This is a genomic window from Curtobacterium sp. MCLR17_034 (genome assembly GCF_003234485.1).
GTDB classification, from domain to species: Bacteria; Actinomycetota; Actinomycetes; order Actinomycetales; family Microbacteriaceae; genus Curtobacterium; species Curtobacterium flaccumfaciens.
Genome location: NZ_QKTH01000029.1, coordinates 1 through 24,694, shown reverse-complemented (window position 1 = coordinate 24,694; position 24,694 = coordinate 1). Strand labels below are relative to the sequence as shown.

General features: G+C 71.9%; 17 protein-coding genes, 1 pseudogene and 1 riboswitch. Of the genes and pseudogenes, 14 read left to right on the top strand and 4 right to left on the bottom strand.

Annotation, left to right across the window (positions count from 1 at the left end; all coding sequences use genetic code 11):
- The first annotated feature begins 102 nt into the window (after nt 1-102).
- The 8 genes from DEI98_RS17970 to DEI98_RS17935 all read left to right on the top strand — a co-directional run bounded on the left by DEI98_RS17970 (nt 103) and on the right by DEI98_RS17935 (nt 9,260).
- On the top strand, nt 103-1,107 hold the full coding sequence (locus tag DEI98_RS17970) for an aldo/keto reductase family protein (protein ID WP_071405490.1): 1,005 nt from the start codon (nt 103-105) through the stop codon (nt 1,105-1,107).
- A 217-nt stretch (nt 1,108-1,324) separates the two neighbouring features.
- Nucleotides 1,325-1,822 carry a GtrA family protein gene (locus DEI98_RS17965; RefSeq protein WP_258320816.1) on the top strand — a complete coding sequence of 166 codons (498 nt, stop codon included), beginning with the start codon at nt 1,325-1,327 and terminating at the stop codon, nt 1,820-1,822.
- Nucleotides 1,819-3,306 carry a glycosyltransferase gene (locus DEI98_RS17960; protein ID WP_110865634.1) on the top strand — a complete coding sequence of 496 codons (1,488 nt, stop codon included), beginning with the start codon at nt 1,819-1,821 and terminating at the stop codon, nt 3,304-3,306. Before DEI98_RS17965 ends, DEI98_RS17960 begins: the two co-directional genes overlap by 4 nt.
- Nucleotides 3,303-5,291 (top strand): glycosyltransferase family 39 protein, encoded by a 1,989-nt coding sequence (locus tag DEI98_RS17955; protein ID WP_111101523.1) that lies wholly within the window; start codon nt 3,303-3,305, stop codon nt 5,289-5,291. The genes DEI98_RS17960 and DEI98_RS17955 overlap by 4 nt, the downstream gene beginning before the upstream one ends.
- A gap of 337 nt (nt 5,292-5,628) precedes the next feature.
- On the top strand, nt 5,629-6,453 hold the full coding sequence (locus DEI98_RS17950; protein WP_181438086.1) for a DUF4397 domain-containing protein: 825 nt from the start codon (nt 5,629-5,631) through the stop codon (nt 6,451-6,453).
- A gap of 99 nt (nt 6,454-6,552) precedes the next feature.
- Nucleotides 6,553-7,707, top strand: a complete 1,155-nt coding sequence (locus tag DEI98_RS17945) for a glycosyl hydrolase family 8 (RefSeq protein WP_110865631.1) — start codon at nt 6,553-6,555, stop codon at nt 7,705-7,707.
- Nucleotides 7,704-8,420: a class F sortase gene (locus DEI98_RS17940; protein ID WP_181438085.1), complete on the top strand. Its 717-nt coding sequence runs from the start codon at nt 7,704-7,706 to the stop codon at nt 8,418-8,420. The genes DEI98_RS17945 and DEI98_RS17940 overlap by 4 nt, the downstream gene beginning before the upstream one ends.
- A 45-nt stretch (nt 8,421-8,465) precedes the next feature.
- Nucleotides 8,466-9,260: a polyprenol monophosphomannose synthase gene (locus tag DEI98_RS17935; RefSeq protein WP_111101520.1), complete on the top strand. Its 795-nt coding sequence runs from the start codon at nt 8,466-8,468 to the stop codon at nt 9,258-9,260.
- A 106-nt stretch (nt 9,261-9,366) separates the two neighbouring features.
- Here DEI98_RS17935 and treZ read toward each other — a convergent pair whose 3' ends face one another.
- From treZ to glgX, 3 genes are read right to left on the bottom strand one after another with little or no spacing between them, the layout of a single operon-like run.
- On the bottom strand, nt 9,367-11,121 hold the full coding sequence (gene treZ, locus DEI98_RS17930; RefSeq protein WP_111101519.1) for a malto-oligosyltrehalose trehalohydrolase: 1,755 nt from the start codon (nt 11,119-11,121) through the stop codon (nt 9,367-9,369).
- Nucleotides 11,118-13,619 carry a malto-oligosyltrehalose synthase gene (gene treY, locus DEI98_RS17925; RefSeq protein ID WP_111101518.1) on the bottom strand — a complete coding sequence of 834 codons (2,502 nt, stop codon included), beginning with the start codon at nt 13,617-13,619 and terminating at the stop codon, nt 11,118-11,120. The genes treZ and treY overlap by 4 nt, the downstream gene beginning before the upstream one ends.
- Entirely contained in the window at nt 13,616-15,847 is a 2,232-nt protein-coding gene (gene glgX, locus DEI98_RS17920) for a glycogen debranching protein GlgX (RefSeq protein ID WP_111101517.1), read from the bottom strand. Before glgX ends, treY begins: the two co-directional genes overlap by 4 nt.
- Nucleotides 15,848-15,975: 128 nt before the next feature.
- On the opposite strand from glgX, the gene DEI98_RS17915 reads away from it, so the two are divergent.
- The 4 genes from DEI98_RS17915 (at nt 15,976) to DEI98_RS17900 (ending at nt 20,470) form a co-directional block, all read left to right on the top strand.
- Complete coding sequence (locus DEI98_RS17915) at nt 15,976-16,296, top strand: hypothetical protein (RefSeq protein ID WP_027464636.1); 321 nt, start codon at nt 15,976-15,978, stop codon at nt 16,294-16,296.
- An 81-nt stretch (nt 16,297-16,377) separates the two neighbouring features.
- A riboswitch (TPP riboswitch) is annotated at nt 16,378-16,489 on the top strand.
- Nucleotides 16,484-17,122 carry an ECF transporter S component gene (locus DEI98_RS17910; RefSeq protein ID WP_110865637.1) on the top strand — a complete coding sequence of 213 codons (639 nt, stop codon included), beginning with the start codon at nt 16,484-16,486 and terminating at the stop codon, nt 17,120-17,122. It overlaps the preceding riboswitch by 6 nt.
- A gap of 2 nt (nt 17,123-17,124) precedes the next feature.
- Nucleotides 17,125-19,785: an ATP-binding cassette domain-containing protein gene (locus DEI98_RS19025; protein WP_220037092.1), complete on the top strand. Its 2,661-nt coding sequence runs from the start codon at nt 17,125-17,127 to the stop codon at nt 19,783-19,785.
- Complete coding sequence (locus DEI98_RS17900) at nt 19,778-20,470, top strand: ATP-binding protein (RefSeq protein ID WP_258370937.1); 693 nt, start codon at nt 19,778-19,780, stop codon at nt 20,468-20,470. Before DEI98_RS19025 ends, DEI98_RS17900 begins: the two co-directional genes overlap by 8 nt.
- Before the next feature lie 200 nt (nt 20,471-20,670).
- On the opposite strand, the pseudogene DEI98_RS17895 reads toward DEI98_RS17900, so the two are convergent.
- A pseudogene (locus DEI98_RS17895) lies at nt 20,671-21,936 on the bottom strand (MFS transporter); the annotation flags it as partial.
- Nucleotides 21,937-22,038: 102 nt separating this feature from the next.
- On the opposite strand from DEI98_RS17895, the gene DEI98_RS17890 reads away from it, so the two are divergent.
- Together DEI98_RS17890 and DEI98_RS17885 are read left to right on the top strand one after the other, a co-directional pair.
- Nucleotides 22,039-23,472, top strand: a complete 1,434-nt coding sequence (locus DEI98_RS17890; RefSeq protein ID WP_111101515.1) for an LLM class flavin-dependent oxidoreductase — start codon at nt 22,039-22,041, stop codon at nt 23,470-23,472.
- Nucleotides 23,469-24,694: acyl-CoA dehydrogenase family protein (locus DEI98_RS17885; protein ID WP_111101514.1), on the top strand; the 1,226-nt coding region annotated here is incomplete at its 3' end. The genes DEI98_RS17890 and DEI98_RS17885, both read left to right, overlap by 4 nt.

The window sequence follows — 24,694 nt, the reverse complement described above, 5'->3', positions numbered from 1 at the left end:
TGTGTATAAGAGACAGCAACCGCACGCCCCCACGCCACACCCACCCCGACAGGCACTCGCGGGACCCCTCACGTGCGCGCTCACTCCAGTAGCGTCGGGACCATGGAATTCAGGTACCTGGGCAACTCCGGACTCAAGATCTCCGAGATCACCTACGGCAACTGGCTGACGCACGGCTCGCAGGTCGAGAACGACGTCGCCACCCAGTGCGTGCGGGCAGCGCTCGACGCCGGCATCACCACGTTCGACACCGCGGACACGTACGCCAACACCGCCGCCGAGACCGTCCTCGGCGAGGCGCTCAAGGGCGAGCGGCGCCAGTCGCTCGAGGTCTTCACGAAGGTCTACTGGCCGACCGGCCCCAAGGGGCACAACGACGTCGGCCTCAGCCGCAAGCACATCATGGAGTCGATCGACGGCTCGCTCGAGCGACTGCAGACCGACTACGTCGACCTCTACCAGGCACACCGCTACGACTACGAGACCCCCCTCGAGGAGACGATGCAGGCCTTCGCCGACGTCGTCCGCCAGGGCAAGGCGCTCTACATCGGCGTCAGCGAGTGGTCCGCCGAGCAGATCCGCGCCGGTGCCGCACTGGCCAAGGAGCTCGGCTTCCAGCTCATCTCGAACCAGCCGCAGTACTCGATGCTGTGGCGGGTCATCGAGGGCGAGGTCGTCCCCGCCTCGAAGCAGCTCGGCCTGTCGCAGATCGTCTGGTCGCCCATCGCGCAGGGCGTCCTGACCGGCAAGTACAAGCCGGGTCAGCCCCTGCCCGAGGGTTCGCGTGCCACGGACGAGAAGGGCGGCGCGGACATGATCAAGCGGTTCATGCGCGACGAGGTCCTCGAAGCCGTGCAGCGCCTGCAGCCCGTCGCCGACCAGGCCGGCCTCACGCTCGCACAGCTCGCGATCGCGTGGACCCTGCAGAACGAGAACGTCGCGAGCGCCATCGTCGGCGCCTCGCGTCCGCAGCAGGTCACCGACAACGTGAAGGCCGCCGGCGTCAAGCTCGACGCGGACGCCCTCGCGGCGATCGACGAGGCACTCGGCGACATCCCGGAACGGGACGCGTCCAAGAACGTGTCCCCGTCGTCGCGCCCCGCGTAGACGCAACCGACCGACGGACGGGAGGCCCGGTGCCAGCTGGCACCGGGCCTCCCGTCCGTCGTCCCCGCGCCCCTGACCACCGCAGCTGACGGATCGTCAAGATGAACGGCATGTGTCGCGCATCTGGCAGAGGCCTGGCAAGTCGCGTACCCCGCCCAAACCACCCAGCCACGCCCCCCGAATCGGGGGCATGACCCGAACTCATACCCCCGTTCTGGTGTCACCCGACACCGGTGCGGTGCGGACCGTGCGCCCTGGCACGGTCCCGCGCCTGCTCGCCACCGCGAGGCAACTCGCGTCGTTCGGCACCATCGGTGCCGTCTGCTTCGTCATCGACCTGGGTGTCTACAACCTGCTCCGCGCCACCGTCATGTCGGACGGTCCCATCGCCGCGAAGATCGTGTCGGCCATCGTGGCGACCTCGGTCGCGTGGCTCGGCAACCGCTTCATCACCTTCCGTTCCCAGCGCCAGACCGGCCGCCGCGAGACCGTCCGCGAGGGGTTGCTCTTCGCTGCCACGAACCTCGTCGGTCTCGGCATCGCCGCTGCCTGCCTGTTCGTCTCGCACTACGTCCTCGGCTTCACGTCCACCCTCGCCGACAACGTCGCCGGCAACGGCGTCGGCCTCGTCCTCGGCACCGCGTTCCGGTTCGCCGCGTACAAGGCCCTCGTCTTCCGGTCCACCGACACACGTCCGAAGGGGTTCCCCGAATGACCATCTCAGCCGTGTTGCTGACGGCCGCAGGGCCGCTGCTCCAGCCCGACGAACGCCCCGGCACGACCGGGGACGTCCCGAACCGCGGGACCACGGACGTGCCGACGGGAGGCTCGGGGCAGCTCCCACAGGCCGCCTGGTCGCTGGGCGAGTGGCTCGGCTACTCGACCCTCATCGCCCTCTCCGTGCTGCTCACGATCATCGCGTTGACCACCCTCTGGTGGATGCTGCACGCCTGGCGGTCCCGGGACGCGCTGAAGTCCACCAGCTTCAGCCAGACCCCGCGGCCGGCGGCACACCGGTTCACGCTCCTGGTGCCCGGTCGGCACGAGCAGGACGTGATGGGGCAGACGCTCGACATGCTCGCGACCCAGGACCACCCCGACTTCGAGATCATCGCGATCGTCGGGGAGGACGACCCGGAGACCGACGCCGTCGTGCGTGCCGCGGCGGCTCGGCACCCCTCCCTGATCAAGGTCGTGGTGGACGACACCCTGCCGAAGAACAAGCCGAAGGCGATGAACCTGGCGCTCCAGCACGCGACGGGTGACATCGTCGGGGTGTTCGACGCCGAGGACGAGGTCTACCCGCGGCTGCTCTCCCTCGTCGACTCGCGGTTCCAGGAGACCGAAGCCGACGTGGTGCAGGGCGGCGTCCAGCTGATGAACTTCACGTCGAGCTGGTGGTCGCTCCGGAACGTCCTGGAGTACTACTTCTGGTTCCGCTCGCGCCTGCACTTCCACGCCGGGTCCAAGTTCATCCCGCTCGGAGGCAACACCGTCTTCGTGACGCGCTCCCGCCTGGAGTGGTCGAACGGCTGGGACGCGCACTGCCTCGCCGAGGACTGCGAGCTCGGCGTGCGGCTCTCCGCCGACGGCGCGAAGGTCGTCGTCGCCTACAGCCCCGAGGCCGTCACCCGCGAGGAGACCCCGCCGACCTTCGCCTCGCTGCTCAAGCAGCGGACGCGGTGGAACCAGGGCTTCCTGCAGGTGCTGGGCAAGGGGGAGTGGAAGAAGCTGCCGTCCTTCCGGCAGCGGTTCTTCGCCCGCTACATGCTCACGATGCCGTTCATCCAGGCGGCCACCGGGCTGCTCATCCCGCTGAGCGTCCTGATGATCCTGTTCGTCAAGGTGCCGACGGCGATCGCCCTGGTGTCGTTCATCCCGGTCGCACCGACGCTGATGCTGCTCGCCGTCGAGATCGTCGGGCTGAACGAGTTCGGCCGCCTGTACGGCGAGAAGGTCCGGCTCCGCGACTACGTGCGACTCGTGCTCGGCCTGGTGCCGTACCAGGTGTTCCTCGCCGCCGCGGCGGTCCGGGCAGTCGTCCGGCACGCCAAGGGCCAGAACGGGTGGGAGAAGACCGAGCACACCGGCCAGCACCGCAACGGACAGGTGGTCGGCTTCGCCTCGGACCTCGACGGATCGGGTGCCGCGTCGTCCGACCGTGCGTTCGCCGGCACCACCACGGGAGGCACCCGATGACCGCCAGCATCACCGACACCACGGGCATCCCGATCCGTGGTGGCTCCACCGCCCACCGCACCGGCATCGGCGCGTGGTTCCGCCGGCACGCCGCCAGCCTGACGTGGTTGCTGCCCGTCGTCGCGGTGACCGTGCTCGTCCAGGCCTGGAACATGTCGGGCACACCGCAGCGCATCGACGACGAGGGGACGTACACCGCCCAGGCGTGGGCGATCACGAACCTCGGCGAGCTCACCCACTACACGTACTGGTACGACCACCCGCCGCTCGGATGGATCCAGATCGCCGGGTACACCGGACTGACCGGGGCGTTCGCACGGTACCCCTTCGCGGTGGAGGCCGGGCGCGAGGCCATGGTGTTCTTCTCCGCCGTCTCGAGCATCCTGCTGTTCGTCCTGGCCCGACGGCTCGGCGTCGGACGGATCACGGCGGCCGCGGCCGGACTCGTCTTCGCGCTGTCACCGCTCGCGCTGCAGTACCACCGCACCGTGTACATCGACAACGTCGCGACGCCCTGGCTGCTCGCCGCGTTCGTCCTCGTGCTGAGCCGTCGCCAGCAGCTCGCCGGGTTCGCCGGTGCCGCTGCCTGCCTCGGCATCGCCGTGCTGTCCAAGGAGACCTACCTGCTCGCGCTGCCGTTCCTCATCTGGATGGCCGTGCGTCGCGCCGACAAGAGCACCCGCCGGTACACGCTCAGCGTCGCCGGGGCCGTGCTCGTGCTGATCGGCGGTGGGTACCTGATGCTCGCCGCGGTGAAGGGCGAACTCGTGCCGGGCGCCGGGCGGGTCAGCCTGTGGGAGGGCGTCACCTACCAGCTCGGGTCGCGGACCGCTTCCGGATCGGTGTTCGACGGGGGCAGCCTGGCGAACGAGGCCGCCGCGCAGTGGTGGGCACTCGACCCGGTGTTCATCGTGCTCGGCTCGGTCGCCGCCGTCGTCGGGCTGTTCCTGCGCCGGGTCCGACCGATCGCCGCGATGCTCGTGTTCCTGCTCGCGGTGATGTTCCGGCCGAACGGGTACCTGCCGGTGCCGTACGTCATCATGCTCATCCCGTTCGCGGCGCTCCTCGTCGCGTACACCGCCGAGCGTGCCGTCCTGACGATCGCCGGTCGGGTCCACACCCGGAGCCGGTTCGGCCCGAGGGCACGGCGCGGCCTCGGCATCACCTGGGCAGTCGTCACGGCTGCGGCGCTCGTCGTCGCGGTGCCGCTGTGGGGGACGCAGCTGCGCGGGTTCCTGCTCGGCAACCTCGACCTGCCCATGCAGCAGGCCGAGCAGTGGGTGGGCGACAACGTGCCGAAGTCCTCGCGTCTCCTGGTCGACGACGCCATGTGGGTCGACCTGGTGGACGATGGCTTCGCCCGGAACAACGTCGTCTGGTACTACAAGCTCGACACCGACGGAGCGGTGGAACGGCAGTCCCCGAACGGCTGGAAGGACTCGGACTACGTCATCACGACGGACTCCATGCGCACCGGCGGCAACTCGTCCACCGACGTGCGGCAGGCGATCGAGAACTCCACCGCCGTCGCGACCTTCGGCACCGGTGACCAGCAGGTCGAGGTCCGCCGGATCCACGCCGAGGGAGCCAGTGCCGCCGAGACCGCGATCACCCGGGCCACCGACGTCCGGAAGACCCTGGGGACCGAGCTCGCCTCGAACCCGGCCCTGCGTGCGGACGACGGCACGAAGTCGCAGTTCCGCGCCGGACAGGTCGACTCGCGGGCGATGATCGCGCTCGGCCAGGTGCTCGCCGACCAGGACGTGCGGGTCGACCGGTTCACCCCGCGCACCGGGGAGACCGGCCAGCCGTTCCGCACCGTCGTCCTGCACACGAGCGACGACGCCTCGGCAGCACGGGTCGCTCGGACCTTCGACGCCATGTCCCAGGCGTTCCGGCCGGACTCGGTCGAGCGCGAGGGAGCACGGCTCACGGTGACGTACGCCCCGGCCGACCCGACGACGACCGCGACGAGCGCCTCGTGACCCCCGATCGCTCGGCCGAGTGGGAGCTGGCCGAGCTGGCGTCCGGCGAGCGGGCGTTCCGCGAGCGGGCGAAATGCCTGGAGGGCTCCGGCGTGGACCCGGGCATTCCGCCCGCTCGCCGGGGCGGCCGCGGAACCGTTCCCCGCGAACACGTCGGGGCAGAGCGCCCGCTGGACGAGCGGGCGAAATGCCCGGAGGGCTCCGGCGTGGACCCCGGCATTCCGCCCGCTCGTCCGGAGGCCCACACGACCCGCACGACCCGCACGGCCCGCACCTCGACACGACACCCGCACGACACCCGCACGCCAACCGCACCTCGACCCGAAGGAGCACCATCATGACCGCACGCACCACGAACCGCCGCCGCACCGTCGTCGTCGGAGCGCTCGCCGCCACACTCGTCGCCGCGACGGTCGGGCTCGCCGCCCCGCAGACCGCCTCCGCCGCGACGGCCGACCAGGGCTGGCTCCGCGTCGGACACCTGTCGCCGGACACGAAGGGCGTCGACGTCGAACTGTCCAGCCTCGCCGGGGGCAAGACCGTCTTCGAACTCGACGACGTCACCTACGGCCAGGTCAGCCCGTACAAGAAGCTGCCGGTCGGCACCTACGTCCTCTCGATGCGCGCCGCCCACGCCCCGCGTTCCACCCCGGTCATCTCCACCGACGTCACCGTGCAGAAGGGCGACGCCAGCACCGTCGTCGCCTACGGCAAGAACGACGGGCTCAAGACGACCGCGTTCACCGACGACCTGCAGCAGCCCGGCGACGGCAAGGCGAAGCTCCGGCTCGTCCAGGCCGCCACCACCGCGAAGCGCGTCGACGTGCAGACCTCCGACGGCACCCCGATCGCCGAGGACGCCACCTTCGGCAGCGCCACCAAGTACGCAACGGTCGACGCCGGCAAGTGGTCGCTCGACGTCTCCGGCAGCGGCCAGCGGGGCACCGCCAAGGTCGACCTCGCCGGCAACACGGTCTCGACCCTGTTCGTCCTCGACGACAGCAAGGGCAACCTGACGGTCGTGCCCGTGACGGACGCCGCGGCGACCGCCGCCACCCCGTCCGGCGGCGTGCAGACCGGCGGTGGCGGCGCAGCCGCCGACCGACCGGTGACCGAGGCGGTCCACGCGGCCGTCGCGATGCTCCGTTCGCTGTTCCGCTGACGCCCCGGACTGGAGGCGCGGATCACGTGCGCTGAACGGCCCACGTGATCCGCGCCTCCCCTTCGACCCCCCCCACCATCCCCGGAGAGGCAGGCCAGCATGACCCGCAGGACCTGGATACCGGTCGCCGCTGTGGCGGCGGTCCTCGTCGCCGTCGTCGTCGCGATCGTCGCCGTCCGTCCCTGGTCGTCGAGCACCACGACCGCCGATCGCGGCACGGCGACCCCGACCTCGACCACCGCGCCCGACGGGGCGCGCTCACCGCAGCAGCTGCGGTCGGCGTTCCTGGACCGCTACGTCGAGGGCGGTCGCGTCGTCCGCACCGACCAGGGCGGTGACACCGTCAGCGAGGGGCAGGCGTACGGCTTGCTCATCGCCTACGCGAACGACGACCGTGCGCGCTTCGACGCGATCTGGGAGTGGACGAAGGACCACCTGCTCACCGGCGACGACCTGCTGGCGTGGCGGTGGACGTCCGACGAGGGCGTCGCCGACGAGCAGTCCGCGAGCGACGCCGACCTCGACGCAGCCCGGGCGCTCGTGCTCGCGGGGAAGGCCTGGGACGACGACCGGTACACCGCCGCCGGCAAGCGCATCGCGGCGGCGATCCTCCAGCACGAGACGGCCCGGACGGACCTCGGCACGATCCTGCTGCCCGGACCCTGGGCGGATCAGGAGCCCTACAGCTACAACACGTCGTACGCGTCGCCCGCGGCCTTCTCGGTGCTGGCGGACGCCACCGGGGACGACCGCTGGAACGCGCTGAACCGGGGTTCCCGCGCCGTGACGGCCGCCGTGCTGGACGCCACCGACCTGCCCAGCGACTGGTCCCAGGTGCACGCCGACGGAACGGTGGACCCGATGCCGGCCGTCGGTGGCGACGGGCAGGTGCTCTACGGCTACGACGCGATGCGGACGCCGCTCCGGTACGCCGAGGCGTGTTCGGCGCCCGACCGGGAGCTCGCGGCGGCGCTCGCGCCCACGCTCGGACGGACGACGCGCCTCGCCTCGCAGCTCGACCTCGGTGGCACCCCGGTGACGCAGGACACGAACGCGCTGGCCTACACCGCGCGGGCCGCGGCCGAGCAGGCCGCCGGTTCCTCCCGTGCGGCTGCCGCCGACCTCGAGCGGGCCGACCGCACGGCGGCGACCACACCGACCTACTACGGAGACGCCTGGTTGGCCATCGGTTCGACCATGCTGACCTCCGACGTGCTCGGGGGATGCGCCAGCGACGTTGGAGGCGGCTCGTGAGCGGCCGTCGGAGCGCCGGGCGCGTCTCGGCCGTCCGGCGCCGAGGCGTGGTGATCGGTGCCGTGGTCGCCGCCGTCGTGGTGGTCGGGGGCGTGGCCGGGGTGGCGGTCGCGTCGACCGTCGGCGGTGGCGCGTCGTCGTCCCCGCCGCAGTCCTCGTCGTCTCCGTCGCAGTCGTCGTCGTCGTCCTCGTCCTCGTCCTCGTCCTCGTCCTCGGGCTCCGGCACCGACGGGTTCCAGGACCCGGCCGCACCCGAAGCCCGCTCGACGGCTACCCCGGTCAGCGTGTCGATCCCGGCCATCGGCGTGCGGTCCTCGCTCGAGGACCTGCACCGCGGCGCTGCCGGAGAACTCGACCCGCCCGTCGACTGGGACAGCGCGGGCTGGTTCAGCGACGGGATCGTCCCCGGCGAGGTCGGCCCCGCCGTCATCGCCGGTCACGTCGACAGCCCGACGAGCGCCGCGGTGTTCTTCCGGCTCGACGAACTGGTCGCCGGCGACGAGGTCCACGTCCGGATGTCCGACGGCACCACCCGCACCTTCACCGTCGACCGTTCCGAACGCGCCGCCAAGTCGGCGTTCCCGACGAGCGACGTCTACGGCCCCACCCCCACCCCGCAACTCCGACTCATCACCTGCGACGGCACGTTCGACACCGCCACCGGGCACTACACGGACAATCTGATCGTGTTCGCAGACCTCTCGTCGGATTGACCCACCAAGCCAGCGATACATTCGACTGCGAGCACGAGGAGCACCATGAGCGAGACCCTGGTCATCATCCCGACCTACGACGAAGCCGAGAACGTCCGGCCGATCGTCGAGCGCACGTTGGCCGCGACCGACGACTCCGTGCACGTGCTCGTCGTCGACGACAACTCACCCGACGGCACCGGCGACATCGCGGACGCGATCGCCCGCGAGACCGGTCGGGTGCACGTCATGCACCGCACCGTCAAGGACGGCCTGGGCGGCGCGTACCTGTCCGGCTTCGCGTGGGGCCTGGAACACGGCTACGCCAAGCTCGTCGAGATGGACGCTGACGGCTCCCACCACCCCGAGTACCTGCCGTGGATGCTCGAGCTCGCCGACTCGAACGACCTGGTGCTCGGCTCCCGGTGGATCAAGGGCGGCAAGGTCGAGAACTGGCCCTGGTACCGGCTCCTGCTCTCCCGCGGGGGCAACCTGTACACCCGCCTCGCCCTGGGCATCGCGGTGCGCGATGCGACCGGCGGGTTCCGGGTCTTCACGTCGCGGGCGTTCGAGCGGATCGACCTCGCCGGGGTCGCGTCGAAGGGGTACTGCTTCCAGGTGGACCTGTGCTGGCGTGCCCTCGAGGCTGGTCTGCGGGTCGTGGAGACCCCGATCACGTTCACCGAGCGGGAGTTCGGCGTCTCGAAGATGAGCGGCAACATCGTGCGCGAGAGCCTGGCGCTCGTGACGAAGTGGGGCATCGACCGCCGGATCCGCGAGACCCGCTCCCTGGTGAAGGAGCACCGCAAGCTGCCGTCCGTGCGGAAGAACGCGCACGCGGTGGCCGACCACGCGGGCTGACGCCGGGGACACGCGAGCGCCTGAACACACGAACGGCGACGGACCCAGTGGGTTCGTCGCCGTTCGTGTGTGCTGCCAGCGGGTGGCTCGCGCAGCCCGCGGTCGGCTAGCGCAGCACGACCACGCCGCGGCCGCGGAACCGGACGACGCCAGCATCGACCTCTGTCGCGCCGAAGCCGTAGAGCTCTTCGCCCACGGCGTCGGGCACCGGGACCTCGGCTGCGTCGTCGGCGAAGTTCACCACGACGTGCACCGGCGCCACGTCGGGGCCGAGCAGCCCGCGCGTGAGCACGAGCCAGCGGCGGTCCTCGCTGAAGCGGACGGCGTTCGCCTCGTAGCGGTGGTCGACGAACGCCTGGTCGGTGCGCCGCAGGGCGATGAGCACCCGGTAGGCACGCAGGATCGCCGCGCCCCGCTCCGAGCTGACGTCGGCCCAGTCGAGCTTGGAGTTGGTGAACGTCGTCGGGTCCTGCGGATCCGGCACCGCTGACTCGTCCCACCCGTGCTCGGCGAACTCCGCGATGCGCCCTTCTGCGGTGGCCTTGCCGAGCTCGGGCTCCGGGTGCGAGGTGAAGAACTGCCACGGCGTCGAGGCCGCGAACTCCTCGCCCATGAACAGCATCGGCGTGAACGGCCCGAGCAGGGTCAGGGCCGCGGCGATCACGAGCCCCTCGTCGTCGAGCGTCGCGGCGAGCCGGTCGCCGGCGGCGCGGTTGCCGATCTGGTCGTGGTTCTGGTTCGCGACGACCAGGGCCGTCACGGGGGAGGTCCCGCGGTCGATCGGCCGGCCGTGCCGCTTGCCGCGGAACGACGACCACGTGCCGTCGTGGAAGAAGCCGTCCTCGAACACCTTCGCCAGCGCCGACAGCGGAGCGAAGTCGGCGTAGTAGCCGTTCGTCTCGCCGGTGAGCGCCACGTGCACGGCGTGGTGGAAGTCGTCCGACCACTGCCCGGCGAGGCCGTACCCGGCGGCCTCGCGCGGCCGGAACATCACCGGGTCGTTGAGGTCGGACTCCGCGATGAGCGACAGCGGACGACCGATGAAGGACGAGTAGGCGTCGGTCTCGTCGGCCATCGACGCCAGCACGTGCGGGCGGGTGGTGTCGCGGATCGCGTGCACGGCGTCGAGCCGGAGCCCGTCGACGTGGTGGTCGCGGAACCACATGCGCACGTTGTCGAGCACGTACCGACGGACCTCGGGGTGCTCGACGTTCACCGAGTCACCCCAGGTGTTGCCGAGCCCGGCCAGCAGGTACGGGCCGTACAGCGGCAGGTAGTTGCCGCTCGGTCCGAGGTGGTTGTAGACGACGTCCTGGATGACCCCGAGCCCCAGCGCGTGCGCCGTGTCGACGAACCGGTCGTAGGCGTCCGGGCCGCCGTACGGGGCGTGCACGGAGAACCAGCCGACACCGTCGTAGCCCCAGTTCCACTCGCCGTTCACGGCGTTGACGGGGAGCAGCTCGACGAACTCGACCCCGAGCTCGACCAGGTGGTCCAGCTTCTGGGCGGCGGCGTCGAGCGTGCCCTCGGGCGTGTAGGTGCCGATGTGCATCTCGTAGATCACGGCGCCGCGGGCCGGGCGTCCGGTCCACGACTCGTCGGTCCACGCGAACCGTGCGGGGTCGACGACCTCGGACGGGCCGTGCACGCCCTCGGGCTGGTAGCGGCTGCGCGGGTCCGGTCGGACCGCGTCGTCGTCGCCGATGCGGAACCCGTAGCGTGCGCCGACGACCGGCATCACGGCGTCGGTGGACCACCAGTCGTCGTCGCCCTTGGTGAGCGGGTGCTCGACGTCGTCGACGACGAGCCGGACCCGGTCCGGCTCGGGCGCCCAGACGGCGTAACGGTCGGGTGCGGTCATGCGTGACCCTCCAGGATGTCGATCTCGGCCTGCGCGTCGGTCTCGGTGGCGTCCGTCGTGCGGTCGGCGGCGGGCCGGGAGGCACCGCTCGCGTCGGACACGGCGGTCACCGCGTCGGCGTGGCCGGCTGCACCGACCGCGTCGGCGGGCACGAGCAGCGCGACCGGGTAGGTGGTGAGCAGGTCGGCCAGCGCGATCCCGCGGTCGGCGGGGACGTGTCGGCCGGTGAGCAGGTCGATGCGCTCGACGGGGACGGCGTGCACCAGCGTGTCGCCCCAGCCGCCGACTCGGTCGAGGCCGATCGGCAGACGCGTCGCGATCGTCACGGCACCGCCGCGGTCGAACGCGATGACGTGGTCGGCCGCGCTGCCGGTGGCCTCGAGCTCCAGGTACCGGGTGAACAGCTCCGGGTGGTCCCGACGGATGCGCAGTGCACGGGTCGTGACCAGGAGCTTCGCGGCACCGTCGATGCCGATGGCCGGCAGGTCCTCGGGGCCGTCGTCGTCCGGGCCGTCGAGTTCGGCGAGCACGTGGCGCCGCTCGGCGTAGTCGACCGGACGACGGTTGTCGGGGTCGACGAGCGAGCGGTCCCAGAACTCGGTGCCCTGGTAGACGTCGGGGACGCCCGGGGCGGTGAGCTGGACGAGTTTCTGGGCGAGACCGTTCGACCACCCGGCGGCGTCGATCTGCTCGTCGAGGGCGTCGAGTACGGCGACCACGTCCGGGTTGTCGAACGCGGCGTCGACGATCGCGTGCATCTGCTGCTCGAACGCCTCGTCGGGCTCGGTCCAGGTGGTGCTGTCACCGGCTTCGCGGGAGGCCTTCTCGGCGTAGGCGTGCAGACGCTCCCGGCTGGCGGGCCGGGCGCCGACGATCGCCTGCCAGAGCAGGTCGGCGAACACACGGTCCTGCAACGGCACGAGCGACTGCAGACGCTCGAGCGTGGCGGCCCACTCCTCGCCGAGCTCGGCCAGCACGGCGATGCGGGCGCGGGTGTCCTCGCTGCGCTTGGTGTCGTGGGTGGTGAGCGTCGTCATGGTGTGCGGCCAGCTGCCGAGCCGTTCGCGCTGTGCCTGGTGGAAGTCCGCCACCGAGACCGCGAAGACGCTCGGGTCGCCGCCGACCTCGCTCAGGGACGACAGGCGCGAGGTGCGGTAGAACGCCGTGTCCTCGACGCCCTTCGCCATCACCATGCCGCTGGTCTGCTGCAGTCGGACCGCCGCCGCGTTCGTCGGGTCGACGAGTGCCGGTGCGATCCGGTCGATGACGTCGTCGAGGTCCGGTCGGGCCTCGGCGGCACGCTCGAGCGCGGTGATGAGGTGGTGGGCGCCCTCGGGCAGGTACGTGCGGTACACGTCGAACGAGGCCACGATCTCGGCGACCGCGTCGACGAGCCGCTCGTGCGTGATCGTCTCCGTCACGGCGCTCGGCGCGAGCAGGCGTGCGAGCCGCTCGACCTCGCTGCCGAGGATGCCGTCCGCGATGCCCCGTCGGGTGTCGTGCGTGAGCTGCTGCCAGTCGGTCGGTTCGGCGCCCGACGCCGCGGTCAGCGCCTGTTCACCCGCGGGGTCGATGAACACGCGGTCGAGCACCCCGAGGGCGTCGTACCCGGTGGTGCCGTCGACCGGCCACGAGCTCGGCAGCTGCTCGCCGGGCTCGAGGATCTTCTCGACGAGGGTGTAGGCCCCACCGGTCAGCTCCGCCAGGTCCTGCAGGTAGCCCGCCGGGTCGTACAGCCCGTCCGGGTGGTCGATGCGCAGTCCGTCGACGAGTCCGTCGCGGAACCAGCCGCCGATGACCCCGTGCGAGGCTGCGAAGACCTCGGGCTCCTCGACCCGGATCGCCGCGAGGGTGTTCACCGCGAAGAACCGGCGGTAGTTCAGGTCGTGGTCGGCGCGCTTCCAGTGCACGAACGCGTAGTGCTGGCGGTCGTGGACGGTCTCGACGGTGTCGCCGTCGTGCACCGTTCCGGGTGCGGTGGGGTAGGCGGTCTCGCCGACGCGGAGCACCGGACGCTCGGCGTCGGACGTGTCCAGCGTGATCGCGTCGAGCAGCCGGTCGTCGAGCACGGGGACCCGGAGCCTGCCGTCGCCGGCTTCCCAGTCCACGTCGAAGGCCCAGGCCACGGGCGAGCCCTGCCCGAGTTCGAGCAGGGACCACCACCACGGGTTCGACTCGGGGGTCGCGACGCCGACGTGGTTCGGCACCACGTCGACGATGACCCCGAGGCCGACGGCGTGCGCGGCCTCGGCCAACGCCCGCATCGCCTGGTCGCCTCCGCGGTCGGTGTCGACCCGCGTGTGGTCGACCACGTCGTAGCCGTGGTTCGACCCGGACTCGGCCTGCAGCACCGGCGACAGGTACAGCCAGTCGGCGCCGAGGTCGTGCACGTAGTCGACCAGGTCGCGTGCAGCGTCGAGGTCGAAGTCGGCCGAGACCTGCAGCCGGTACGTCGACGCGGGGACGCGGTTCGCGGCGCCGGGCGTTCCGGCGGTCATCGGGCGGTTCCGCTCGGTGCGGTGGAACCGGCCGGGTTCACCGGGGTGACGGCGTCCTGCGGGGCGTCCGGTTCGGGGGCGCCGTCCTGCTCGGCGTCGACCGGGGTGCTCGTGACCTCGTGGTCGGGCTCCGCACGCAGCACGATCATCGACCGGGCGGGGACGTCGAGCGGGGTGCCCGCGTCGAGCACCTCGTCGCGGGCGCCGGGGTCGGCGGTGTCGATCCGGACGGTCCAGCCGGGGGAGTACTCCTCGGGCGGGAGCGTGAACGTCACGACGTCGTCGTGGGCGTTGAAGTACGTGATGAAGCCGACATCGGTGACGCGCTCACCACGGGCGTCGCGTCCGCGGATGCCCTCGCCGTTCAGGTACATGCCGACGCTCTTGCCGAAGCCGGAGTCCCAGTCCTCGGGGTCCATGGCGTCACCCGAGGGGGTCAGCCAGACCACGTCGGGCAGCGGCTCGCCTTCGCCACGACGAACCGGACGGCCGTTGAAGTACCGGGTCCGGCGGAACGTGGGGTGGTCGTGCCGCAGCTTCACCACGTCGGCGGTGAACTGGATGAGGTCTTCGTCCGCGCTGTCCCAGTCGATCCAGCTGAGCTCGGAGTCCTGCGCGTAGACGTTGTTGTTGCCGGACTGCGACCGGCCGAGCTCGTCGCCGTGCGCGATCATCGGCACACCCTGGCTCAGGAGCAGGGTCGCCAGGAAGTTCCGGCGACGCTGCAGCCGCAGGGCGTTCACGGACTCGTCGTCGGTCGGGCCCTCGGCGCCGGAGTTCCACGACCGGTTGTGGCTCTCGCCGTCGTTGTTGTCCTCGCCGTTGGCCTCGTTGTGCTTCTCGTTGTAGGCCACCAGGTCGTACAGCGTGAAGCCGTCGTGCGCGGTGATGAAGTTGATGCTCGCCTTGGGCGTGCGGCCGTCGTGCTCGTACAGGTCGGCCGAGCCGGAGATCCGGGAGGCGAACTCGCCGAGCGTCGACGATTCGCCGCGCCAGAAGTCACGGACGGTGTCGCGGTACTTGCCGTTCCACTCGGACCACTGGGGCGGGAAGTTGCCGACCTGGTAGCCACCGGGGCCGACGTCCCACGGCTCGGCGATGAGCTTGACCTGCGACACGATCGGGTCCTGCTGCACCAGTTCGAAGAAGGCCGACAGCCGGTCGACCTCGTAGAACTCGCGGGCCAGCGCCGAGGCGAGGTCGAAGCGGAACCCGTCGACGTGCATCTCGGTCACCCAGTAGCGGAGCGAGTCGAGGATGAGCTGCAGCGAGTGCGGGTGCCCGACGTTGAGCGAGTTCCCCGTGCCCGTGTAGTCCATGTAGAACTTCTTGTCGTCGTCGACCAGGCGGTAGTAGGCCGCGTTGTCGATGCCGCGGAACGACAGCGTCGGGCCGAGGTGGTTGCCCTCGGCGGTGTGGTTGTAGACGACGTCGAGGACGACCTCGATGCCGGCGCGGTGCAGCTCGCGCACCATCGTCTTGAACTCCTGGACCTGCTGGCCCTGGTCGCCCGACGACGAGTACGCCGAGTGCGGCGCGAAGAAGCCGATGGTGTTGTAGCCCCAGTAGTTCGACAGCCCCTTTTCCTGCAGGGTCGAGTCGTTCACGAACTGGTGCACCGGCATGAGCTCGAGTGTGGTGACGCCGAGGCGCTGCAGGTGCTCGATGACCGCGGGGTGGGCGACGCCGGCGTAGGTGCCGCGCTGCTCTTCCGGCACGTCGGGGTGGGTCTCGGTGAGTCCCTTGACGTGCGCTTCGTAGATGACGGTCTCGCCGTACGGCGTGCGCGGCGGACGGTCCCCCTGCCAGTCGAAGAAGGGGTTGATCACGACGCCCTTCATCATGTGCGACGCGGAGTCCTCGTCGTTGGTCGAGTCCGGGTCCCCGAACGTGTACGAGAAGAGCGACTGGTCCCAGTCGATCTCGCCGCTGGTCGCCTTGGCGTACGGGTCGAGCAGGAGCTTCGACGGGTTGCAGCGCGCGCCGGAGTCCGGGTCGTACGGGCCGTGCACGCGGAAGCCGTACTGCTGCCCGGGGCCGATGTTGGGGAGGTACGCGTGCCAGACGTAGGCGTCCACCTCGAGCAGGCGGACGCATTCTTCGTTGCCGTCGGAATCGAACAGACAGAGTTCGACGCGCTCGGCGACCTCGGAGAACAGCGCGAAGTTCGTGCCGCTCCCGTCGTAGGTCGCCCCGAGCGGGTACGGGTTTCCGGGCCAGGTGTGCAAACGGTCCTCCAGGTGTGGGTCCGGCCAACATATCGGCGGCGCTCGTCCGCGTCCGCAGACAAGCCCCAGCTGTGGATGCCCACTGCGCCCCGCGGCCTGTGGAGGAACGGACGAGTAGCGTCGCGCGCATGGCCAACATCGTCTCGAAGATCGCAGACCAGGTCCGCCCGCTCGGGGTCTCCACGAACTACGGAGAACCCGTCGAGGTCGGCGACCAGACCCTCATCCCCGTGTCCGTCAGCTGGTTCGGCTTCGGAGGCGGCGGGGACGACGAGAACGGTGGCGGCGGTGGCGGCGGCCTGTCGGCCCCCGTCGGCGCCTACGTCCGCCGCCCGGGCAAGGACCTCGTGTTCGAGCCGAACCCGATCTCGCTGATCGTCGTCGGCATCCCCTTCGTGTGGGTGGCCGGGCGTGTCCTCCGCAAGCTGGTGCGCGCGCTCAAGAAGTGACCACCTGACGGACGGGAGGCCCGTGGCGACGCCGCCACGGGCCTCCCGTCCGTCACGCGGTCGCGACCGCGTCTAGACTGCTGGCACACACACGGGAGTCCGGGACCGCCGGGCTGAGAGGGAGCGATCGGCGCTCCGACCGTCGAACCTGATCCGGATCATGCCGGCGCAGGGAGGAGTCAGCAGCATGCCTTCAGGCACGTCCACAACCGTCACCACCGCTCCGCGGCGATCGCTGCGTTGGCGGGTCGTCGACATCGTCGTCGCGAGTGTCCTCGCGGTGGCCCTCGGAGTCGTCTTCCGGCTCTGGGAGTTCGGCTACGAACCCATCAGCGCCGTCATGGACCTCGTGCTCCCCGGCACCAAGGCCCTGTTCGGCGGGGTCTGGCTGCTCGCCGGCCCGATCGTCGCGATCGTCGTCCGCAAGCCCGGCGCCGCGCTCTACGGCGAGATGGTCGCCGCCTCGGTCGAGGCGTTGTTCGGCACCCAGTGGGGATGGCTCACGCTCGAGGCCGGACTCGTCCAGGGTCTCGGCGCCGAGATCATCCTCGCGCTGTTCCTGTACCGCGTCTACCGCCTGCCGGTCGTCGTGCTCGCCGGTGCCGCGGCCGGACTCGCGCTCGGCATCAACGACACCGTCCTCTGGTACCCGGGGCTCGACGTCGCCTTCAAGGTCGTCTACGTGATCTGTGCGGTCGTCTCGGGTGCCGTGATCGCGGGGGCGGGATCGTGGCTCATCGTCCGGGCTCTCGCCCGCACCGGGGTGCTGTCGTCCTTCGCGGCCGGCCGCGAGCACAGCCGTCGCGAACCCCGCGCCCTGGTGTGACCGTGCCCGCTCCGTCGGCGACGTCCCCTTCCACCGGCGGCGACGCCGGCGCAAGTGCCGGCGTCCGCGGGGCGCGCATCGTGTTCCGTGGCTGGGGCTGGCGGTACCCGGAGCGCGACGCCTGGGCCGTCCGTGACGTCGACCTGACCGTCTCGCCGGGGGAGCGGGTCGCCGTCGTCGGGCCGTCCGGTGCCGGCAAGTCGACCCTCCTGCGAGCCGTCGCCGGCGTGCTCCCCGACGAGCCCGACGCCTCGGACGACACCGCTGCTTCGGTGCAGGGGACACTCCTGGTCGACGAGGCCGACCCCCGCGCGGTCCGCGGGCGTGTCGGTCTCGTCATGCAGGACCCCGAGGCACACACGGTGATGTCCCGGGTCGGCGACGACGTGGCCTTCGGCTGCGAGAACGCAGGCGTCCCCCGCGACGAGACCTGGGACCGGGTGCGGACGGCGCTCGACGTCGTCGGCCTCGACCTGCCGCTCGACCGCTCCACCGCGCAGCTGTCCGGTGGGCAGCGGCAGCGGTTGGCGCTCGCGGGCGTGCTCGCGATGCGGCCGGGCGCGCTCGTGCTCGACGAACCCTGCGCCAACCTCGACCCGGACGGCGTGGCGCAGGTGCACGACGCCGTCCGGGCACTGCTCGACGAGACCGGCGCGACGCTGCTCGTGGTGGAGCACCGGATCGGCACCTGGCTGGACCTGGTCGATCGGCTCGTGCTGCTCGAACCGGGCGGCGGCGTGGTCGCTGACGGCCCGCCGGCCCGGGTGCTGGCGGACCACGGCGAGGCGCTCACGGCGGCCGGGGTCTGGGTGCCCGGTGCCGAGCCGGCGCGTGGTGCGGCGCGGCGGCTGCGGCGTTCGGCCGGACGAGCGGGCGAAATGCCCGGGGCGTCCGGCGGGCCGACCGCGGCATTCCGCCCGCTCGGCGAGGGGGAGCCCGGCGAGGGAGCGCGGGAGATGACGTCGGCGGGACGAGCGGGCGAAATGCCCGGGGCGTCCGGCGGGCCGACCGCGGCATTCCGCCCGCTCGGCGAGGGGGAACCTGGCGAGGGGGTCGGCGCGGGGGAGCGTGACCAGGGGACAGCGGTACTGCTCGACGCCCGGGGGCTCGGCACGGCACGGGGGAAGCAACCGGTCGGGAACGGCATCGACCTCGGGCTCCGGGCCGGGCAGGTCCTCGCCGTCACCGGACCGAACGGCGTCGGCAAGTCGACGCTCGGGCTGACCCTCGCGGGCTTGCTCCCACCGGCAGCCGGTGAGCTCCACGCCACGGACGCCCTCGCCGACGGCATCGGCGCAGCGCCCCACGCCTGGACGAGCCGTCAACTCGCCGCCCGGATCGGCACGGTGTTCCAGGACCCCGAGCACCAGTTCGTCGCCCGCTCCGTCCGCGAGGAGATCGAGGCCGGACCCCGAGCACTCGATGCGCCGGACGCCGCCGAACGAGCCACCGCGCTGCTCGACGAGTTCGGGCTCGCACACCTGGCCGACGCCAACCCCTTCACGCTGTCCGGGGGCGAACAACGACGACTCGCGATCGCCTCGGTCATCGCGGCCAGGCCGCCGGTCGTCGTGCTCGACGAGCCGACCTCCGGGCAGGACCGTGCCACGTGGCAGGCCGTCGTCGGTCGGCTCGGGGCCCTCGCCGATGCCGGCATCGCGGTGGTGGCGGTCACCCACGATCGCGATCTCGTCCGGGCACTCGACGCCGACGAGGTCGTGCTCGGGCCGGACGGCGCCCGGTCCGTCAGGAGCGACCAGGTGCCGTCGGTCGCGACCATCCCGGAGACCGGGCCGACAGTCGGAAGTCGCCCCGGGCCTCCAGACCGGATCGACACGGCCGACCGGACGGACGCGGCGGACGCGGTGGACGGAACCGACGCGACAAACCCAGTGCGACGACCGCTGCCGGCCCGCGCGACCGGCATCCCCGGTGTCCAGCCGGTCGCGTCGCTGATCGGTGTGCTCGCCCTCGGCGTCTGCCTGGTGCTCAGCCTCGACGTCGTCTCCGCCGCCGTCGCCCTGGCGCTCGAACTCGCACTCCTGCCGCTCCTGCGCCTGCCGGTCCGGACCCTGCTGCTCCGACTCGCACCGGTGCTCCTCGCGGTGCCGCTGACGGCGGCGAGCATCGCGCTGTACGGCAGACCCTCGGGTCGGGAGTGGTCCGACCTCGGGTTCGCACACGTCACCGACGGGTCGCTCACGCTCGCGTTGGCGACCGCGCTCCGGGTCCTCGCGGTGGGGGTGCCGGCCATCGCGCTCTTCGTGCGGGTCGACCCGACCGACCTGGCCGACGGGCTCGCGCAGGTGCTCCGGCTGCCCGCGCGTTTCGTGCTCGGCGCGCTCGCCGCTGTCCGGATGATGACCTTGCTCGTCGACGACTGGCGACAGCTCGCGATGGCGCGACGTGCCCGAGGGCTGGCCGACTCCGGACGGCTGCGACGCGGGGCGACGATGGCGTTCGCGCTGCTCGTGCTCGCGTTGCGCCGGGCGACGACGTTGGCGGTGGCGATGGAGTCGCGGGGGTTCGGTGCTCCTGGACGGCGGACCTGGGCGCGGGTCGCACGGTTCGCCGGGCCGGAGTGGGCGATGGTGGCGGTGCTGGTTGGCATCGGTGCGGTGTCGATCGCGGTCGCGGTGAGCGTGGGGACGTGGCGTGCCTGACACGGAGCGCGCAGCCGGCACGACGGGCACCGACCGGCCGACGGAGACGTCGGCCGGCGACGGCGCGACGGGCGCGACGGGCACGACGGGCGCGGCGGGCCCGACGGCCACGACGGGCCCGACGGGCCCGACGGCCACGACGGGCCCGACGGCCACGACCGCCGGTGACCTCGCCCCCGGTCTGGCCGCTGCTGCTGCCGGAGTCGCCGGTGCCACGGGCCGGCGCGCCGTCGTGCTCATCGACGGCCGGTCCGGCACTGGCAAGACCACCCTCGGAGCACAGGTCGCGGAGCAGCTCGGCGCGCAGCTCGTGCACCTGGACGACGTGTACCCGGGGTGGGACGGCCTGCGTGCGGCTGCCGATGCCGTGGTGACCGACGTCCTCGGAGCGCCGAGCGGGTACCGACGCTGGGACTGGGCGGCCGATGCGCCCGCGGGCTGGGCGTCGGTGGACCCCGACCTGCCGATCGTGGTCGAGGGGTGCGGGGCGTTGTCGCAGGCGTCGGCACCGCTGGCGTCGTTGCGGGTGTGGCTCGAGGCCGACGACGCCGTGCGGTGGGACCGGGCGATCGGCCGCGACGGCGAGGTCTTCGCGCGCGAGTGGGACCGCTGGGCCGCGCAGGAGCAGGCCTTCATCGCCGCCGAGGACCCGGCTGCCCTGGCCGACGTGGTCCTGCCGACGTAGCGCCCGGGCGGGCCCGCGGCGCCGCGCGGCGGCACATGGCGGCGCGCGGCGGCACGTGGCGGCACCGAGGATTCGCGCTGAGCGACACCGCACGGCCTCGGGAAGGCGAGAACTGTCGCCCAGCGCGAAACGTCAGCCCGCCGCGCCACCGCCCGCGGATCCACCGCGAACACCGCCGCCACGATCGTCAGCACCGCGTACACCCCGAGGTACCCGCACAGGATCCATGGCGAGCCACCCCCGAGCTGCACGAACACCGCGGCCAGCAGCGGCGTCAGCCCCACCGAGAAGATCGACCCGATCTGGTACCCGAGCGACATCCCCGAGTACCGCCGCCCGGTCGGGAACTGCTCCGCGAACCACGCCGCCTGCGGCCCGTAGATGCTGTCGTGGAACACGCACATCCCGATCAGCGCCACGAGCGGCAGCAGCACGAGCGGCCCGGCGTCGAGGAACGCGAAGAACGGCCAGATGAGCACCGCGATGCCCACCGCCGACCAGATCGTCAGCACCCGCCGCCCGACCCGGTCCGACAGCCACCCCCAGAACGGCGTCGACACGAGCGACACCGCCGAGATCACGAGCACGGCCTGCAGCCCCGCGTCCGAGCCCGATGGCCCCCGGACGTTGCCGAGGTAGGTCAGCGAGTACGTCGTCAGGATCGAGTACAGCGCCGGCTGCACGAGGCGCAGGCCCGCCGTCACCAGGATCGACCGCGGGTGCTGCCGGATCGCCTGCCACACCGGGAACCGCTCGACCCCACCGGAGGCGCGCAGCTCCTGGAACACCGGGGCGTCCTGCACACCGAGCCGGATGACGAGCCCGACCGCCACGATCACCGCCGAGAACAGGAACGGCAGCCGCCAGCCCCAGGCCAGGAACGCCTCGGTGCCGAGCAGGGACCGCACGAGCGTGAAGACCCCGGTCGCCAGGAGCATCCCACCGGCCGACCCCATCTGCGTGAACGCCCCGAACAGCCCCCGGTGCCGTTCCGGCGCGTGTTCGACGGACAGCAGCGCCGAGCCGCCCCACTCCGCACCGGCCGCGACGCCCTGCAGCAGCCGCAGGAACACGAGCGCCACGACGGCGCCGACCCCGATGGTCGCGGCGGACGGGATGACCCCGATCAACGTGGACGCGATGCCCATCAGCACCAGCGACGCGACGAGCAGCTTCTTCCGCCCGATCCGGTCGCCCAGGTGGCCGGCGATCACCCCGCCGAGCGGCCGCGCCACGAACCCGACGCCGTAGGTCGCGAACGACGCGATGACCCCGACGGCCGGCGTCACGGACGGGAAGAACGTCGGAGCGAACACCAGCGCCGAGGCCGTCGCGTAGAGGTAGAAGTCGTAGTACTCGACGGTCGTCCCGACGAACGACGCGAGGGCGACCCGACGACGGGTCGCGGTGGTCGACGGTGCGGCGGGACGGCCTGGAGGCGCGGTGACGGTGGTCTGGCTCGGCATGCCTCAGGAGCATGGTCGTGTCCATGGCCCCGGGGAACACCGTGCGTAACGGGAGGTCACGTCGCTGTCGTCGGGCGGTGCCCGCCGACCACGATGGGACGCATGAGCGATGCACCGAACCGCCCGCTGCGCTTCGCGGCCTTCGTCATGAACACGACCTCGCACATCCAGCACGGCCTGTGGCGGCACCCCGACGCCCGGCAGGCGGACTTCGACGACGTGACGCTGTGGACCGACCTGGCGAGGACCCTCGAGCGCGGCAAGTTCGACGCGATGTTCTTCGCCGACGTCGTCGGGACCTACGGACCCGGTCGCGGCGACTACTCGACCAACCTGCGCGAGGGGCTGCAGATCCCCTCGAACGACCCCTCCGTGCTGCTCTCCGCGCTCGCCGTGTCGACCGAGCACCTCGGGCTCGCGTTCACCTCGAGCGTCATCCAGGCGCACCCGTTCGACTTCGCCCGCAAGGTCTCCACGCTCGACCACATCACCCGGGGCCGCATCGGCTGGAACGTCGTGACGAGCGCCCTCGACAGCGCCGCCCGGAACTTCGGCGCCGACCGGCTCGAGGAGCACGACGAGCGCTACGTCTGGGCCGAGGAGTACCTCGAGGTCTGCGCGAAGCTCTGGGAGGGCTCGTGGGAGGACGGCGCCGTGCTGAAGGACCCGGTCCGTGGCTACGCCGACCCCGACAGGGTGCACCGCATCGACCACCACGGCAAGCGCTACGACGTGCAGGGCCCGCACCTGTCGGCACCGTCGCCGCAGCGGACCCCGGTGCTGTTCCAGGCCGGGTCGTCGCCGGCCGGCCGTGCCTTCGCCGCACGGAACGCCGAGGCGCAGTTCATCCTGACCTCGAACCGGGACGCCACCGAACAGCTCATCCGCGAGACCCGCGACCTGGCCGAGGCCGCCGGCCGCCAGCGGGACGACATCGCGTTCTTCCTCGGCCTGACCTTCGTCACGGGCTCCACCGAGGCCGAGGCGAAGGCCAAGGAAGCGGAGATCGACGAGTACCTGGCCGCCGACGGGTTCCTGGTGCACTCGAACCTCGGCTTCGACCCGGACACCGGCGAGCCCCTCGACCCGGACACCCCGCTCTCCGAGGTCCGCACCCGCGCCGGACAGTCGCACCTGCAGTGGCTCCGCGAGGCCGCCGGGGACCGCGAACCGACCATCGCCGACCTCGCCCGGTTGTCCGCGAAGCTCCGCGCCCGGGTCGTCGGCACGCCGGAGCAGATCGCCGACGAGCTCGCCGACTGGCAGCGGGTGGGCGTCGACGGCGTCAACGTCATCAACTGGACGCTGCCCGGCTCGTACGAGGAGTTCGTCGACCACATCGCGCCGACCCTGCAGGAGCGCGGACTGATGCAGTCCGAGTACCGCGAGGGCACCCTGCGCGAGAAGCTCTTCGGCCACGCACAGCTGCCGGACTCGCACCCCGCCCGGCAGTGGCGCGGGGCGTTCTCGGGCGGTGCCGGCGCGACCGAGGCCCACCCGGACGACGCGACCCGTGCGGTGGAGGTGCCCGCATGACGGCCGCGATGATGACCGACGGAGCCGTGACGGGCCTCCCGGCCGACCGTCTGGCGACCCTGCGCGAACGCTTCGCGCCCGTGTTCGCGACCATCCGTGACGGCGCGGTCGAGCGTGAGCTCGCGTCCGGGAAGCCCGGCGACCGGCCGCTGCCGCACGCCGAGGTCCGGGCGCTCGCCGACGCGGGGTTCGGGCGGCTGCGGGTGCCGGAGGACCGCGGGGGCTTCGGCGTGACGCTGGTCGAACTCGCGCACCTGGTGGCGGACCTGGCGGCGGCGGACTCGAACATCGCGCACCTGTGGCGGGGACACTTCGGGTACACCGAGCTGGTGCTGCTGCGGCCGTCGTCCGCCGGCCGGGACGAGTGGCTCCAGCGCATCGTCGACGGAGCGATCGTCGGGAACGCGACCTCGGAGCGGACCGGGACGACCCTGGCCGACATCTCGACGACGGTGACGCCGGCTGGTGATTCCCTCCGCCTCGACGGGCGGAAGTTCTACTCGACCGGCACGCTCTACGCGGACTGGATCTACCTGGCGGCGGACCGTGACGGGGAGCGCGTGACGTTCGCCGTCGACGCCTCCGCGCCGGGCGTGACGAGCATCGACGACTGGGACGGGTTCGGCCAGCGGTTGACCGCGTCCGGCACGACCGTGTTCGACGGGGTCTCGGTCGACCCGTCGGTGGTGTCGGCGTACCGGGACGCTCCGCTGTCGCACATCCAGGCCTTCTACCAGCTGTACCTGCTGGCGGTCCTCGCCGGGATCGGGCAGGCCGTGTCGGACGATGCCGTGGCCTTCGTGCGACCACGGACCCGCACGTACATCCACGCCAACGCGGCCGTGCCGGGGGAGGACCCGCAGGTGCTCTCGGTGCTCGGGCGGCTGTCGGCCGGGGCGTTCACCGCCCGGTCACTCGTCGTCGCCGCCGCCGGGCTGCTCGACGGGGTCGTCGCGACGAACGAGCCCGGGGTCGGTGTCGACCGCGTGCTGCTCGACGCGGCCGAGAACGCCGTGTACCAGGCGCAGGTCGAGATCGGGCCGCGGGTGCTGCGGTCGGCGTCCGAGTTGTTCGAGGTCGGCGGGGCGTCAGCGGCCGACCGGACGCGTGGGCTGGACCGGCACTGGCGGAACGCCCGGGTGGTGGCGTCGCACAACCCGGCCGTCTACAAGGAGCGGATGGTGGGGGAGTACGCGCTGCACGGGCGGGGGCCGGTGCGGTC

Excerpts from the sequence above, each read along its gene's own strand:
- DEI98_RS17970 (WP_071405490.1), top strand. The coding sequence starts at position 103 with ATGGAATTCAGGTACCTGGGCAACTCCGGACTCAAGATCTCCGAGATC.
- DEI98_RS17960 (WP_110865634.1), top strand. The coding sequence starts at position 1,819 with ATGACCATCTCAGCCGTGTTGCTGACGGCCGCAGGGCCGCTGCTCCAG.
- DEI98_RS17955 (WP_111101523.1), top strand. The coding sequence starts at position 3,303 with ATGACCGCCAGCATCACCGACACCACGGGCATCCCGATCCGTGGTGGC.
- DEI98_RS17950 (WP_181438086.1), top strand. The coding sequence starts at position 5,629 with ATGACCGCACGCACCACGAACCGCCGCCGCACCGTCGTCGTCGGAGCG.
- DEI98_RS17945 (WP_110865631.1), top strand. The coding sequence starts at position 6,553 with ATGACCCGCAGGACCTGGATACCGGTCGCCGCTGTGGCGGCGGTCCTC.
- DEI98_RS17935 (WP_111101520.1), top strand. The coding sequence starts at position 8,466 with ATGAGCGAGACCCTGGTCATCATCCCGACCTACGACGAAGCCGAGAAC.
- treZ (WP_111101519.1), bottom strand. The coding sequence starts at position 11,121 with ATGACCGCACCCGACCGTTACGCCGTCTGGGCGCCCGAGCCGGACCGG.
- treY (WP_111101518.1), bottom strand. The coding sequence starts at position 13,619 with ATGACCGCCGGAACGCCCGGCGCCGCGAACCGCGTCCCCGCGTCGACG.
- DEI98_RS17915 (WP_027464636.1), top strand. The coding sequence starts at position 15,976 with ATGGCCAACATCGTCTCGAAGATCGCAGACCAGGTCCGCCCGCTCGGG.
- DEI98_RS17910 (WP_110865637.1), top strand. The coding sequence starts at position 16,484 with ATGCCTTCAGGCACGTCCACAACCGTCACCACCGCTCCGCGGCGATCG.
- DEI98_RS17890 (WP_111101515.1), top strand. The coding sequence starts at position 22,039 with ATGAGCGATGCACCGAACCGCCCGCTGCGCTTCGCGGCCTTCGTCATG.